Annotated in this window: 1 protein-coding gene; it reads left to right on the forward strand. The window is 76.8% G+C overall.

The annotated features are described in order from the left end of the window. Positions 1 to 106 precede the first annotated feature (106 nt). Complete coding sequence (locus tag ACZ5FU_RS30480; RefSeq protein WP_469047476.1) at positions 107 to 16,324, forward strand: type I polyketide synthase; 16,218 nt, start codon at positions 107 to 109, stop codon at positions 16,322 to 16,324. Positions 16,325 to 17,008 lie beyond the last annotated feature (684 nt).

A 17,008-nucleotide genomic window follows, 5' to 3' on the forward strand; every position in this document is an offset into this window, starting at 1 on the left:
GGGCCGCGCCTGAGCATCTCCTTCGTGCGCCGCGACAACTCGTGAAGGCCGGCGGCACCGCCGCGCCGCCGAAGGACGAGCCGCTCCGGGAAAGGACGTGCGACCCGTGCGTGCTGATCTGATCGAAGCTTTGCCCGTCATCCTCAGGAGGAACGCGGCCCGCTTCGCGGGCAAGGTCGCCTTCTCGGACGGCCGGCGGGCGGTCACCTACGATCAGTTGGAGGAGCGCACGCGCCGGCTGGCCGGCCATCTGAGCGGACTCGGCGTGCGGCGCGGCGACCGGGTGATGATCTGCCTGCGCAACTGCGTCTCCATGGTGGAGAGTTACCTCGCCGTCGTGCGGGCCGGAGGCGTGGGTGTTCCGGTCAACCCGGCCTCCACCGCGGCCGAGACGGACTGGCTGCTGGCGGACAGCGGCGCCGTCGTGGTCGTCACCGACGCCGTGCACGCACCGGAGTTCCTCCGCCGGCCGGCGCCGGCACCCGGTGTCACGGTGCTGGTGACGGGCACGGACCCGGCGCCGGAGGGCACCCGTTCCTTCGACGAACTGGCGGTCACCGAGCCCGCGACACCCGCGCCGGACGATCTCGGCCTGGACCAGCCGGCGTGGATGTTCTACACCTCGGGGACGACCGGGCAGCCGAAGGGAGTGCTGTCGACCCAGCGCAACTGCCTCTGGTCCGTCGCCTCCTCCTACGTGCCGATACCGGGACTCTCGCCGGAGGACCGGGTGCTGTGGCCGCTGCCGCTGTTCCACAGCCTCTCCCACATCGCGTGCGTGCTGTCGGTGACCGTGGTCGGGGCGAGCGCCCACCTCATGGACGGCGCGTCCGCGGAGGACGTCCTGACGGCCCTGCGCGCCCGCCGGTCGACCTTCCTGGCGGGCGTTCCCACCACCTACCACTACCTGGTCGAGGCGATCCGCCGGCAGCCGTTCTCGCTGCCCGACCTGCGGATCGGCCTGGTCGGCGGCGCGGTCGCCGACCCCGGGCTGTGCCGCGCGTTCCGCGAGAGCTTCGGCACGCCCCTGGTGGACGCCTACGGCAGCACGGAGACGTGCGGCGCGATCACCATGAACCCGCCCGACGGCATGAGGGTCGACGGCTCCTGCGGGCTGCCGGTCCCCGGTGTCGAGGTCCGCCTCGTCGACCCCGACACCGGCACGGACGTCCCCACCGGGTGCGAGGGCGAGGTCTGGGTCAGCGGCCCGAACGTCATGCTCGGCTACCACGGCCGGCCCGAGGAGACGGCCGCGGCGACGAGGGACGGCTGGTACCGCACCGGGGACCTGGCCCGGCGCGACGAGCACGGGTACTTCACCGTCTGCGGCCGCCTGTCGGACCTCGTGATCAGGGGCGGCGAGAACCTCCACCCCGAGGAGGTCGAGACGGTGCTGCGCGCGGCGCCGGGCGTGGCCGACGCCGGTGTGAGCGGAAGGCCGCACGACACCCTCGGAGAAGTGCCGGTCGCCCACGTCGTCCCGGCCTCGGGCGAACTGGACGTCCCGGCGGTGGTCGAGTTCTGCCGCGCGCGGCTGGCCGCCTTCAAGGTGCCCGAGGAGATCCACGAGGTCGCCGAGATCCCGCGCACCGCCTCCGGCAAGATCACGCGGCGCGTGCTCGCCGAGCAGCCCGCCGTACTGCGGTACGCCGCGAGCGGTCACCACGACGACCTGTTCGAGGTCGACTGGGTGCGCGCCTCCGCCCCGGTGTCCGGTGCCGGCCCCGCGTCCTGGGCGATGGTGGGCCCCGGGGCCGCCGCGCCGGCCGCCGCCTGGCCGGGCGGCGCCGCCCACCACGCCGACCTGGCGGACGCCGACGGCACCGCGGAGGTGACCGTCGTCCTGCCGGCCGAGGACACCGGGCGGGGTTCCGTGGCGGCGGCCCGCACCGCCGCCCGGCGGTTCGCCGAGCGGCTGGCCGACTGGCTCGCCCGGACGGAAGACGGCCGGGGCCGGCTGCTCGTCCTCACGCGCGGCGCCGTGCCGGCGCTCCCCGGGGACGGCGCGCCGGATCCGGCGCAGGCCGCGCTGCGGGCCGCCGCGCGCGCCCTGCAGACGAGGTACCCGGACCGGCTGGTCGTCGCCGACCTGGACGCGGACGGCGAGCCGGCGCCGGCCGCGCTGACGTCGGCGCTCGCGGCGGACGAGCCGTGGCCGGCGCTGCGGTCCGGTGTGCCGTACGTGCCGCGGCTGGTGCGGGTGCCGGTGGACGACCGGCCGCGGCGGCCCTGGCCGGGGGCGAAGGGGACCGTCGTGGTGACCGGCGCCGCCACGGCGCGCGGGGCGGCGGTCGTCCGCCACCTGGTCTCGGTCCACCGGGTACAGCACCTGCTGCTGGTGGGGGAGGAGGCCGCACCCGGCCCGGACGTCACCGGGGCGGACGTGCGGTGGTCGTCCGGCCGGAAGCGCTCCCTGCGGGCCGCGATCGCCGGCGTGGCCGCTCCGGTGACCGCCGTGATCCACGCGGACGGCGACCTGGCCCCGGCGGCGATCGCGGCCGCCGCCACCGCGGGGCAGCCCCACGGGCGGACGTTCCTGGTGATCGCCGACCTGGCCGTTCCCGCGGTCGCGCCTGACGGCGGCGGCGCGTCGGAGGGGACCGGCGGGACGGACGGGACCGGTGCGTCGGACGGCATCGGCGGGACGGACGATCCCGACGCCCTCGTCGCCGCCGTCCTCGCCGAAGCGGTGGCCCGCCGCCACGACGGGTCCTTCCTCTCCTGGCCGCAGGACGGCGCCCTCGATCCGCGCCGGGTCCGCGCCGGGCTGTCCGCCATGGACACCCTGCTCACCGGGGACCGTTCGTCCCTGCTCTGCCTCCGGGTGCGCCGGCCGGCCGCCGGCGCCGCGGTGCCGCCACTGCTGCGGGCGCTGTTCCCCGACGCCGGCGCGCGAAGCCGTCCCGACGACGCCGTCACGGCCGCGCTCCGCGAGGAGCTGGCCCGTCTCGACGAGCCGGCCCGGCACAGCTGGTGGGAACGACTGGTCGGGGAACAGACCGCGAGCGTGCTGCCCGGGTCCGCCCCGCACGTCCCCCTGCCCGACCGCGCGTTCCGCGACCTCGGCCTCACCTCCGTCGCCGTGGTGGAACTGCGCGACCGGCTCACCGAGCGCACCGGACTGCGGCTGCCCACCACCATCACCTTCGACCACCCCACCCCGCGCGCGCTGGCCGAGCACCTGCACGCCGAGGTGTCCGGCGGCCCCGGGCCCGCCGCAAAGGACGCTCGGGCCGCGGAGGACGCCCCGGCCGTCGGGGCGGACGACCCGGTGGTGATCGTCGGCATGGCCTGCCGCCTGCCCGGTGGCGTCGGCAGCCCCGACGAGCTGTGGCGCCTGGTCTGCGAGGGGCGCGACACGCTGTCCCCGTTCCCCACCGACCGCGGCTGGAACACCGAGGACCTGTTCGACGCCGATCCGAACCACTTCGGCACCTCGTACGTCGACCGGGGCGGATTCCTGCCCGACGCCGGGGAGTTCGACGCCGGCTTCTTCGGGATCTCGCCGCGGGAGGCACTGGCCATGGACCCCCAGCAGCGACTGCTGCTGGAGACCTCGTGGGAAGCGCTGGAGCACTCCGGCATCGACGCGTCGACCCTGAGGGGCACCGACGTGGGCGTCTTCTCCGGGGTGATGGAGCAGGGGTACGCCGCCTCCGGCGCCGTACCGCAGGAGGCCGAGGCGTTCGCCGCCGCGGGCCGGGCGGCCAGCGTGGCGTCCGGGCGCGTCAGCTACGTGCTGGGGTTCACCGGGCCCGCGGTCACGGTGGACACGGCGTGCTCCTCCTCCCTGGTCGCCCTCCACCTGGCGGCCCAGGCCCTGCGCGCGGGGGAGTGCTCCATGGCGCTGGCCGGCGGCGCCACCGTCATGGCCACCCCCCGGACCTTCGTCGAGTTCTCCCGGCAGCGGGCGCTGGCGGGAGACGGCCGCTGCAAGTCGTTCGCCTCGGCCGCCGACGGCACCGGATGGGCCGAGGGCGCCGGCGTACTGGTGCTGGAACGCCTCTCCGACGCCCGGCGCCGCGGACACCGCGTGCTCGCGGTGGTGCGCGGCTCCGCGGTGAACCAGGACGGCGCCTCCAACGGCCTGACCGCGCCGAACGGTCTCGCCCAGCAGCGGGTCATCGGCCGGGCCCTGGCCGCGGCCGGCCTGTCCGCCGCCGACGTCGACGCCGTCGAGGCCCACGGCACGGGAACGGTGCTGGGGGACCCCATCGAGGCCGGGGCGCTGCTGGCCGCGTACGGCCGGGGCCGCGACCCGGAACGTCCGCTGTGGCTGGCGTCGCTGAAGTCGAACATCGGCCACACCCAGGCCGCGGCCGGGGTGGCCGGCGTGATCAAGATCGTGCAGGCGCTGCGGCACGCGGTGCTGCCGGCCACCCGCCACGTCGACGAGCCGACGACGAAGGTCGACTGGTCGGCGGGCGCGGTGTCCCTGCTGACCGAGAACCGCCCCTGGCCGGACACCGGACGGCCGCGCCGCGCCGGGGTCTCCAGCTTCGGGCTCAGCGGCACCAACGCCCACGTGATCCTGGAGCAGGCACCGGCCGCCCGTGACGAGACACCGGTCACGGACGAGGGGACGCCGACGCGGGGCGAGGAGGGACCGGAAGCGGGCGAGGCGACGCCGGCGGCGCCCGCCGTGGTGCCGCTGGTGCTCTCCGCCCGCAGCGAGGGCGCGCTGCGCGGCCAGGCCCGGCGGCTGGCGTCCCTCCTGGAGGACTCCGGCGAGTCCTGGACGGACGTGGCCACGGCACTGGTCTCCCGCAGGACCCTCCTGGAGGAACGGGCCGTCGTCCTGGCCGGCAGCCGGGCGCAGGCACTGGCCGCGCTGGCGGCGCTGGCCGCCGGGGAGAGCAGCCCCGCCGTGGTGCGCGGGACCGCCGCCGCGTCCGACGCGCACCGCCGGGTCGTCATGGTGTTCCCCGGCCAGGGCTCGCAGTGGACCGGGATGGGACGGGAACTGCTCGCCCACTCCCCGGTGTTCGCCGAGCGGGTCGGCGCCTGCGTGCGACTGCTCGCACGGTGGACCGACTGGTCGCTGCTCGACGTCCTGCGCGGCGACGCCGATCCGGAGCTGCTGCAGCGGGTGGACGTCGTCCAGCCCGCCAGTTTCGCCGTCATGGTCGGACTGGCGGCGGTGTGGGAGTCGGTGGGGGTGCGCCCGGACGTGGTCGTCGGGCACTCGCAGGGGGAGATCGCCGCGGCCTGCGTGGCCGGCGCCCTGTCGCTGGAGGACGCGCTACGGGTGGTCGCGCTGCGCAGCCGGGCCATCGCCGCGCGGCTGTCCGGCCGCGGCGGGATGGCCTGGGTCGCGCTGGGCGAGGAGGCCGCCGCGGAACGCGTCCGGCCCTGGGGCGGCCGGCTGGCGGTCGCGGCGGTGAACGGCACCGCCTCCGTCGTCGTGTCCGGTGCGGCCGACGCCCTGGACGAGGTGCTGGCGGAGCTGGCCGACGACGGCGTACGGGTGCGCCGGGTCGCGGTGGACTACGCCTCGCACAGCGAGCAGGTGGAGGACATCCGCGAGGCGCTCGAGGAGGCACTGGGCGGACTCGACGCCAAGGCTCCGACGGTGCCCTTCCACTCCACCGTCACCGGTGGGCCGGTCGTCGACGCGGGCGTCCTCGACGGCGAGTACTGGTGGCGCAACCTGCGCCGGCAGGTGCGGTTCGGGCCCGTCGTCGGCCGGCTGCTGGACCAGGGCCACAGCGTCTTCCTGGAGGTCAGCGCCCATCCGGTGCTGGTGCAGGCGGTCACCGAGATCCTGGACGAGGCCGCCGTGCCCGCCGTGGTCACCGGCACGCTCCGCCGGGACGACGGCGGCCCGCCGCGACTGGCGGCCTCGATGGCCGAGCTGTTCGTGCGCGGGGTGGCCGTGGACTGGACCCCCCTGCTGCCCGCCCCGGCCGCGGACTGGGTGGAGCTGCCGACGTACGCCTTCGAACGGCGGCACTACTGGCTCCGCACGGCACCCGCGGGCGACCCGGCGGCGCTCGGGCTCACCGACGCCGGGCACCCGCTGCTGGGCGCGGTGGTCCGGACGCCCCACCCGGACGGCGCGGTCGCCACCGCCCGCTGGTCGGCCGCGCCGCACCCCTGGCTGTCCGCGGCCGGCGACCCGGTCGTCGTGCCCGACGCCGCCCTGGTGGAACTGGTCGTACGCCTCGGCGACGAGACCGGCACGCCCGTCGCCGACGAACTGACCGTCGACCGCCCGGTGACCCTGCCGCGCCACGGCGGCCGCGTCGTCCAGGTCGTCGTCGGCGAGGCGGACGACGACGGACGCAGGCCCGTCGAGGTGCACTCCCGTGACGGGGCGGCCGCGCCGGACGGGCCGTGGACACGGCACGCGCACGGCGTCCTGGCCCCCGACTCCGAGGCCGCGGACCTTCCCGGGCTCGGCGACCCCGCCGAGGCGGTGCTGCCCGAATCCGCGCTGGGCGACGTTCCCCGCTACGGCATCCACCCCGCGCTGCTGGACGCCGCCGTCCGCACGGCCCTGCCCGGGAACACCCGGGTCACGCGGTGGTCCGGGGTGCGGCTGCTGGCCTCCGGCGCGTCCGCGCTGCGCGTGCGCTCGGGCGCCACGACGCCGGCCGGGGACGGCCACCGGGTGGCGGGCCTGGAACTCGTCACGACGACGGGCCGGCCGGTCATGACCGTCGACGCCCTCGAGGCGGAGCCGGTCACCGAGGACCACGGCGGACCGGCGGACCACCTCCTCGCCCTCGAATGGCGGCCGTGGAGCCCCGACGGGACGACGGCCGCCGCCGACGTCCGGCACGTCACCACGGCCGCCGACGTCACCGCGGCGACCGGCGCGGACCTGCTGGTGTACGAGGCGCGGCCGGCAGAGCCGCGGACGGCGGTCGCCTCGGCGCTGGCCGTGCTCCAGGCGTTCGTCGCGGCTCCGGGCACCGCCACGACCCGGTGCGCCGTCGTGGTCCCCGACGGCACCGATCCCGGCACGGCCGCGGTCGGCGGCCTGGTGCGCTCGGCCCAGTCGGAACATCCGGGCCGGATCGTGCTGGTCGAGGCCGACGAGGCCGGCCGGGCACGGGTGCCCGCCGCCGCGACGGGCGGCGAACCCTGGCTGCGGATCACGGACGGTCGCACCGAGGTGCCCCGGCTGGCCCGGCCGGCCCTCACGGGAGCCGCCCGCCCGCTGGACCCGGCGGGCACGGTGCTGATCACCGGAGGCACCGGCACCCTCGGCGCCCTGACCGCACGGCACCTGGTCACCCGGCACGGCGTACGGCACCTGGTGCTCGCCGGGCGGCAGGGCCCCGCGGCCCGGGGTGCCCGCGAACTGGCGGCCGAACTGACCGCGCTCGGCGCGGACGTCACGCTCGCCCCCGTCGACGTCGCCGACCGCGCCCGGCTGGCCGCGCTCATCGACGCGGTGCCCGCGGAGCACCCGCTCACCGCGGTCGTGCACAGCGCCGGCGTCCTCGACGACGGCGTGCTCACCGCGCTGACCCCGAGCCGCCTCGACGCGGTGTTCGGTCCCAAACTGGACGCGGCGCTGCACCTCGACGAACTGACGCGGGACCTGGACCTCGCCGCCTTCGTCCTCTTCTCGTCGGCCGCCGGCTTGCTCGGCAACCCCGGGCAGGGCAACTACGCCGCCGCCAACGCCGCGCTGGACGCGCTGGCCGCACGGCGGCACGCCCTCGGGCTGCCCGCGGTGTCCATCGCCTGGGGCTACTGGAGCCGCTCCAGCGGACTGACCCGGCACCTGGGCGACACCGACCTGCGGCGCAACGAGTCCATCGGCATGACCGGTCTCTCCGACGCCGAGGGCATGGCCCAGTTCGACGCCGCGCTGCGGGCCGGGCCGCGGTGCGTCGCGGCGAAGCTCGACCCGGCCGCCCTCGCGGCCGCCGACGCCCCGGTCCCCGCTCCGCTGCGGGGCCTGGTCCCGCGGCGCCGCCCGGTCGTCCGCGCCGCGGTCGCGGACGCGGGGCCCACCGCGGCCGAACGGCTCACCGGACTGCCGCCCGCCGAGCAGAGCGCCGCGCTCCTCGCGGCGGTGCGCCGGCACGCCGCGGCGGTCCTCGGCCACGCCGGGCCCGGTTCCGTCGGCGCCGACCGGACGTTCAAGGACGCCGGGTTCGACTCGCTGACCGCGCTGGAACTGCGCAACCGGCTGGCCGCGGAGACCGGCCTCACCCTGTCCCCGGCGGTGATCTTCGACTACCCGAGGCCCGTCGCGCTCGCCGAGCACCTGCGGGCCAGGCTCCTGGGCGGGCCGGCGAGCCCCGCCGCCCCGGCGCGGCGGGAGGCGCCGGCCGAGGAGGACCCGATCGCCGTCGTGTCGATGGCGTGCCGCTTCCCGGCCGGGGTGCGCGGTCCGGAGGACCTGTGGCGGGTGGTGTCCGAGGGGATCGACGCGGTCGGCGCGTTCCCCGAGGACCGCGGCTGGGACACCGACGCGCTCTTCCACCCCGACCCCGACCACCCCGGCACCACCTACGTCCGCCACGGCGCCTTCCTCGACGACGCCGCCGGGTTCGACGCGGCCTTCTTCGGCATCTCGCCGAACGAGGCACTGGCGATGGACCCGCAGCAGCGGCTGCTCCTCGAGACGGCGTGGGAGACGTTCGAGCGGGCCGGCATCGACCCCACCGCACTGGCCGGCCAGGACGTCGGGGTGTTCGCGGGCATCAACAGCCACGACTGGTCGGTACGGCTGCACCGGGCCGCCGAGGTCGAGGGGTTCCGCCTGACCGGCAGCTCCGGCGGTGTCCTCTCCGGCCGGATCGCCTACCACCTCGGCCTCGTCGGCCCCGCCCTCACCGTGGACACCGCCTGCTCCTCCTCGCTGGTCGCGCTGCACCTGGCGACACAGGCGATGCGGCTCGGCGAGTGCTCCATGGCCCTCGTCGGCGGGGTGATGGTGATGGGCGACGCCGAGACCTTCGTGGAGTTCTCCCGGCAGCGCGGCCTGGCACCCGACGGGCGCTGCAAGGCGTTCGCCGACGCCGCCGACGGCACCGGCTGGTCCGAGGGCGCGGGGCTCCTGCTCCTCGAACCCCTCTCCCGGGCCCGGCGGCACGGACATCCGGTGCTGGCGGTGGTCCGTGGCAGTGCGGTGAACTCCGACGGTGCCTCGAACGGGTTGACGGCGCCGAACGGTCCGTCGCAGCAGCGGGTGATCCGGCAGGCGCTGGCGGTCTCGGGTCTGGGTCCGGCGGACGTGGACGCGGTGGAGGCGCACGGGACGGGTACGGTGCTGGGTGATCCGATCGAGGCCCAGGCGTTGCTGGCGACGTACGGTCAGGGGCGTCCGGCGGAACGGCCGTTGTGGCTGGGGTCGGTGAAGTCGAACATCGGGCACACCCAGGCCGCGGCCGGTGTGGCGGGTGTGATCAAGATGGTGCAGGCGCTGCGCCACGGCGTCCTGCCGCCCACCCTGCACGTCGACCGGCCCTCGACCCACGTCGACTGGACGGCGGGCGACGTCCGGCTGCTGACGGAGGCCCGCGACTGGCCGGAGACCGGACGCCCGCGCCGGGCCGGTGTGTCCTCCTTCGGCATCGGCGGCACCAACGCCCACGTCATCCTCGAACAGGCCCCCGACCCGGAGGAGCCCGCGTCCGGCCCGGTCCCCGGAGCCGCGGGGTCCGGCGCCGAACCGGCCCGCGCGTCCGGCCGGCCCCTCCCGGGAGCGGCACACCGGCCGGCCGGGTCCGCCCCCGAAGCGACCGGCCCCGCCCGGGTGCCCGTGCCCGTGCCGGTGTCGGCACGCACCCCCGCCGCGCTGCGCGCCCAGGCGGCCCTGCTCGCCGACTTCCTGGCCGGCCGCCCGGAGGTGTCCCTCACGGACACCGCCCTGGCCCTCGCCACCGGTCGCGCCCACCTCGACCGCCGTGCCGTGCTGCTGGCCGACGACCGGGACCGGCTCCTCGACGGCCTGCGCGCGCTCGCCGACGGCGCGGCCGCCGACGTCACGGGCAGTCCGGCCGACGGCAGGCTCGCCTTCCTCTTCACCGGCCAGGGCAGCCAATGGGCCGGCATGGGCCGGGCCCTGGCCGAGGCGTTCCCGGTGTTCGCCGAGGCGTTCGCCGACGCCTGCGCGGCCGTCGAACGCCATCTGGGCGATCACGACGTGCGTCCCCTCGCCGAGGTGGCGTTCGCCGAGCCCGGCTCCGCCGAGGGCGAGCTGCTCGACCGGACCCTGTACACCCAGACGTGCGTGTTCGCGCTGGAGACCGCGCTGTTCCGGCTGCTCGCCTCCTGGGGCGTGCACCCCGACATCGTCGCGGGACACTCCGTCGGGGAGATCACCGCGGCCCACGTGAGCGGTGTGCTCGGCCTGGCCGAGGCCGGTGAGATGGTGGCGGCACGCGGCCGGCTCATGCAAGGGCTGCCCCCGGGCGGCGCCATGGCCGCGGTCCAGGCCACCGAGGCCGAGACGGCGCCCCTGCTGGCGCGCGCACCGGGCGCGGTGGCCGTCGCGGCCGTCAACAGCCCCGGCTCGCTGGTGCTGTCCGGCGAGGAGGACGCCGTCCTCGCCGTCGTCCGCGAGCTGGCCGCACGCGGGCGCAGGACCCGTCGGCTCCCGGTCAGCCACGCCTTCCACTCGCCCCTGATGGCGCCGATGCGCGAGGAGTTCCGTGCCGTCGCCGAACGGCTGACGTACCGGCCGGGCGAGCTGCCGGTCGTGTCCACCGTGACCGGCGCCCTCGTCACGGACGGCCGGCTGGCGGGCCCGGACCACTGGGTCGACCAGGTCGAGGCCCCGGTGCGGTTCGGGGACGCCGTCACCGCCCTGTGCGCGCAAGGAGCGGTCACCTTCACCGAGGTCGGCCCCGGTGGCGCCCTCGTCGCCATGGCCCTGGAATCGCCCGACGTGCCGGCCGAGGGCTGCTTCCCCACCCTGCGCGAGAACGGCGCGGCGGCGGACGTGCTGGCCGCGCTGGCCGCGCTGCACACGCGGGGCGTCCCCGTCGACTGGCCGGCGGTCCTCGGCGGCCCGCCCGCCGGCCCGCTCGCCGCCGAACTGCCCACCTACGCCTTCCAGCACCGGCGCTACTGGCTCGACGAGCCCGCGCCGGGCGGCAGCGCTCCGGTACGGGCCCTTCCGGAGACCGGGCCCGCCGATGACGCGGTGCCCGCCGCCGACGCGGTGCCCGCCGGTGGGGCGGTGCCCGCCGCCGACCGTTCCGGCGCGGACCGGCGCGACACGTTCCTGGAGCTGATCCGGGAGAGCACCACCGTCGTCCTCGGCCACCACGGCGACGAGGTGTTCGACGAGGACCAGCCCTTCAAGAGCCTCGGCTTCGACTCCCTCACCGGGGTCCGGCTCAGCCGCCGGCTCCAGGACCTCACCGGCGTACCGGTTCCCGCGACCGCGGTCTTCGACCACCCGACCCCGGCGGCGCTGGCCGCGTACCTGCTGGGGGAGGACCGCTCGTCCGACGTCGCCGTCGCCGTGCCGTCGTACGCCGGAGAGCCGATCGCGATCGTCGGGATGAGCACCCGGCTGCCCGGTGACGTGAACAGCCCCGAGGAGCTGTGGCGGCTGGTCGCCGAGGGACGCGACGCCGTGTCCGGGTTCCCCATCGACCGCGACTGGGACCTCGAAGCCCTCTACCACCCGGACCCGGCCCACCCCGGGACCAGCTACACGCGCGCCGGCGGATTCCTGCACGACGCCGCGCAGTTCGACGCCGCCCTGTTCGGGATCTCCCCGCGCGAGGCCCTCGCCATGGACCCGCAGCAACGGCTGCTGCTGGAGACCTCCTGGGAGGCGCTGGAGCACGCGGGCATCGACCCGCTCTCGGCCCGCGGCCGCGACGTCGGCGTCTTCACCGGGATCGTCCACCACGACTACGTCACCCGGCTGCGCAGCGTGCCCGAGGAGGCCCAGGGCTACGTGATGACCGGGACCTCCTCCAGCGTGGCCTCGGGCCGGGTCTCCTACGTGTTCGGCTTCGAGGGGCCGGCCGTCACCGTGGACACCGCCTGCTCCTCGTCCCTGGTGGCGATCCACCTGGCCGCGCAGGCCCTGCGGCAGGGCGAGTGCTCCCTGGCGCTCGCCGGCGGCGCGACCGTCATGGCCAGCCCGGACGCCTTCGTGGAGTTCTCCCGGCAGCGCGGGCTGTCCGCGGACGGCAGGTGCAAGGCCTTCTCGTCCACCGCCGACGGCACCGGCTGGTCCGAGGGCGTGGGCGTGGTGGTCCTCGAACGGCTCTCCGTCGCCCGGGAGAAGGGCCACCGCGTGCTGGCGGTGGTCCGTGGCAGTGCGGTGAACTCCGACGGTGCCTCGAACGGGTTGACGGCGCCGAACGGTCCGTCGCAGCAGCGGGTGATCCGGCAGGCGCTGGCGGTCTCGGGTCTGGGTCCGGCGGACGTGGACGCGGTGGAGGCGCACGGGACGGGTACGGTGCTGGGTGATCCGATCGAGGCCCAGGCGTTGCTGGCGACGTACGGTCAGGGGCGTCCGGCGGAACGGCCGTTGTGGCTGGGGTCGGTGAAGTCGAACATCGGGCACACCCAGGCCGCGGCCGGTGTGGCGGGTGTGATCAAGATGGTGCAGGCGCTGCGCCACGGCGTCCTGCCGCCCACCCTGCACGTCGAGGAGCCCACCCGTCAGGTGGACTGGTCGTCCGGCGCGGTACGGCTCCTCACCGAGGCGCGGGAGTGGCCGCGCGGCGACCGGCCGCGCCGCGCCGCCGTCTCCGCCTTCGGGGCGAGCGGCACGAACGCGCACCTGGTCATCGAGGAGGCCGGCCCGGTTCCCGAGGAGTCCCGGCCCGCCGTACCCGTGCCCCCGGCGGACGCGGAGACCCCGCTCGTGCTCCCGGACGGCGCGGACGCCCCGCCCCCCGTGCTGCCGCTGGTGCTGTCGGCCAGGACGCCCGGCTCGCTGGCCGCGCAGGCCGGCCGGACGGCCGCCTTCCTGGGGCGGCCGGACGCTCCGTCGCTCCCCGCGGTCGCCTCGACGCTGGTGACCGCGCGGGCGACGCTCACCGAGCGGGCCGTCGTCGTGGCCGGGACGCGCACCGAGGCCCTGGCCGGCCTGGAGGCCCTGGCCCGGGGCGAGAGCGCGCCCCACGTGGTCACCGGCAGCGCCGCGCCGGCACCGGGCAAGGTCGTCCTGGTCTTCCCGGGCCAGGGGGCCCAGTGGGCCGGCATGGGGCGGGAACTGCTGGACGCCTCACCGGTGTTCGCGCAGCGGATCGCCGAGTGCGCCCGCGCCCTCGAACCCTGGATCGACTGGTCCCTGACGGACGTCCTGCGCGGCGACGTGGACGCCGGGACGCTGGAGCGCGTCGACGTCGTCCAGCCGGCGAGCTTCGCGATGATGATCGGCCTGGCGGCGGTGTGGGCCGCGGCCGGCGTGCTGCCCGACGCCGTCGTGGGACATTCGCAGGGCGAGATCGCGGCGGCCTGTGTGGCCGGGGCGCTGTCGCTGGAGACCGCCGCCCGGATCGTCGCGGTCCGCAGCCGGGCCATCGCGGCCACCCTGTCCGGGCGCGGCGGGATGGCCTCGGTGGCGCTGGACGCGGAAGAGGCGCGCCGCCGCCTCCTGCCCTGGGACGGGCGGGTGGAGGTCGCCGCCGTCAACGGTCCCGCGTCGGCGGTGGTCGCGGGGGACACCGAGGCGCTCGACGAGGCCCTCGACGCGCTGGCCGCGCAGGGCGTCCGGGTCCGGCGGGTGCCGGTGGACTACGCCTCGCACACCCGGCACGTCGAGGAGCTGGAGGAGGTGCTGGCGCAGGCGCTCGCGGGCGTCGAGGCGAGCGCGCCGCGGGTGCCCTTCCACTCCACGGTGACCGGCGAGCGGGTCACCGACGACTCGGTCCTGGACGCCGCGTACTGGTACCGCAACCTGCGCCGGCCGGTCGGGTTCGGGCCGGCCGTCGAGGAACTGCTGAGGCTGCGGTACGGCGTCTTCGTCGAGGTCAGCGCCCACCCGGTGCTGATCCAGCCGGTCACCGACCTGGCGGACGGCAGCGCGGCCGGGCCGTCCCGTACGGTCGTCTGCGGCACCCTCAGGCGCGGCGACGGCGGCCTCGGGCGCCTGCTCGCCTCGGCCGCCCAGCTCTTCACCGGCGGGGTGGCGGTCGACTGGTCCGCGCTCCTGCCGGCCGGCGTCACCCCCGCCCCCGACCTGCCGACGTACGCCTTCGAGCGTCGCCACTACTGGCTGGGCGAAGACCCGGCGCCCGACCGCGGGGCCGGGGCGGCCGAAGGCGCGGACGACGACTTCTGGACGGCGGTCGAGCACCGCGACGTCGGCTCGCTCGGCGAACTGCTGGCCCTGTCCGGCGACCAGCGCGCGGCGCTGGGTTCGCTCGTGCCGGCCCTCACCGACTGGCGCCGGGGCAGGCGCGAGCGCGGGGCCGTGGAGAAACTGCGCTACACCGTCACCTGGAAGCCGCTGGAGCGTGACTCCGTGGGCGTGCCCGGTGGCCGGTGGCTCGTCGTCCTGCCCGACGGCGCCCGGCCGGACGACCTGCTGGAGGAGCTGACCGGGCTCGGGTTCGACCCCCTGCCGCTGACGGCGGGGGAGACGGACCGGGCCGCGCTCGCCGAGCGGCTCACCGACGCCCTCGCCGCGTGCGAGGTGTCCGGTGTGCTGTCCCTGCTGGCCCTCGGCGAGCACCCGGGCACCGGCCCGCAGGACCCGACCGCGCTCACGGCGTCGACCCTCGCGCTCGTCCAGGCGCTCGGCGACGCGGGCGTCACCGCGCCCCTGTGGTGCGTGACCCGGGGCGCGGTGGACATCGGCATCCGCGACACCCTCGAGGCGCCCGCCCAGGCGGCGCTGTGGGGGCTCGGCCGGGTCGTCGCCCTGGAGCGCCCCGACCGCTGGGGCGGACTGATCGACCTGCCGGCGGACCCGGGACCGCGGACGGCGCAGCGCCTGCTGGGAGTGCTCGGCGCAGCCTCGGGCGAGGACCAGCTGGCGATCCGGCGTTCCGGCGTCTACGTCCGCCGGCTCGTCCGCAAGCCCGTGCCCAGGTCCGCCGACGCCGGCTGGCGGCCGCGCGGCACGGTCCTGGTCACCGGCGGCGCGGAGGGCCTCGGCCGGCACACCTCGCTGTGGCTGGCGCGCAACGGGGCCGCCCGGCTGGTCGTCACCACGACCTCCGGTGCGCCCGAGGACTGCGTGGACCGCCTGCGTGCCGAACTCGGCGGGTCGGGAACGGAGCTGGAGTCCTGCGCCCAGCGGGACACCGGGCGGCTCGCCGAACTGCTGTCCGCCGATCCGCGGCGGCCGCTCACCGCCGTGGTGCACGCCGCCGACGTCACGCAGGCCGGCCCCCTCGACGACACCGCGGCGGCGGACCTCGCCGCGGTCTTCGGGACCAAGGTGGAGCCGGCGCTCTGGCTGGCCGAGCGGTTCGCCGGCACACCGCTCGACGCGTTCGTGGTGTTCTCCTCGATCGCAGGTGTCTGGGGCGGCGGCGGCCAGGGCCCCTCCGGCGCGGCCAACGCCGTTCTCGACGCGCTCGTGGAGTGGCGCCGGGGGCGGGGTCTCGCGGCGACCGCCGTCGCCTGGGGCGCGCTGGACGAGATCGGGGTGGGCATGGACGAGGCGGCCCTGGCGCAGCTGCGGCGCCGCGGTGTGCTGCCGATCGCCCCGGAGCTGGCGGTCACCGCGCTGGCGCAGGTGGCGGAGACGGGGGAGAAGACCGTCACCGTCGCCGACATGGACTGGGCGGCCTTCGTCCCGGCGTTCACCTCGGTGCGGCCCGGTCCGCTGTTCGCGGAGCTGCCGGAAGCGGCGGACGTGCTGCGGGCGGCGGCGGCCGACGACGGCGGCGAGACCACCTCCTCCCTGGTGGACTCCTTGCGCGCGGTCGCGGAGGCCGAACAGGAGCGCATGCTGCTGCGGCTCGTGCGCGGCCAGGCGGCGGCGGTCCTCGGGCACAGCGGCGCCGACGCCATCGGCCCAGCCCAGGCGTTCCAGGAGGCCGGCTTCGACTCGCTGGCCGCGGTCAACTTCCGCAACGGCCTGCACACCGCCACCGGGCTCACACTGCCGTCCACGCTGGTGTTCGACTATCCGACCCCGGAGGCGCTCGTCGGCCACCTGCGGGAGGAACTGCTGCGCGACCCCGGGGACGACCCGGAGGCCAGGGAGGAGGACCTCCGGCGCGTGCTGGCCACCGTCGCGCTGGAGCGGTTCCGGGAGGCCGGGGTGCTGGAGACGCTGCTCGCCCTGGCCGACGACGGCGGGACGGCGGGCGAGGAGGCCGGGGCGGTCGCGGCGGTCCGGGACGACGACGGGGAGGACGAGGAGGACGCCATCGACGCGATGGACGTGGACAGCCTGGTGCAGCGGGTGCTGGGCGCCTCGGGCTGACACGGCGCCGTCGCCGCGGCGCACGAGCCGCGCACGAGCCGCGAGGAACACGAGGAACACGAGGAACACGAGGAACACGAGGAACACGAGGGACCGTAGGGGGACGGAATGGTCCGGCGAGTTCCGCTGCGCCTGGGCACCCGGTCGTACGAGGTGCTGATCGGCCCCGGCGTGCGCGACGAGCCGGCGTCCGTGCTGCACGGGCCGGGCGCGGCCCGGACCGTCGTGGTCTCGGCCCGGCCGCGCGAGTGGGTGCCCGGGACGGGGATCGAGACGCCGGCGCTCGCGGCCCGGGACGGCGAGGAGGACGAGAACCCGGCCACCGTGGAGGCGCTCCGCCGGGAGTCCACCGCGTTCGGACCGACCCGGCACGACGCGGTCGTCTCCTGCGGCGGGGGGCGCCACCACGGACGTGGTGGGGCTCGCCGCGGCGCTCCACCACCGGGGTGTGCCGGTGGTGCACCTGCCGACGTCCCCGCTCGCCCAGGTCGACGCGAGCGTCGGGGGGAAGACCGCGGTCGACCCGCCCGGGGGAAGAACCTCGTGGGCGCCTACGGGCAGCCCGGCGCCGCGCCGTGCGACACCGACCACCTCACCACGCTGCCCCGGCGGGAACCGCGCGACGGGCTCGGTGGGATCGCCGGTGCCGTTTCATCGGCGCCGGCGACCCGCGCGGCCTGCCGC

This window comes from Streptomyces sp. NPDC031554, from assembly GCF_055580685.1.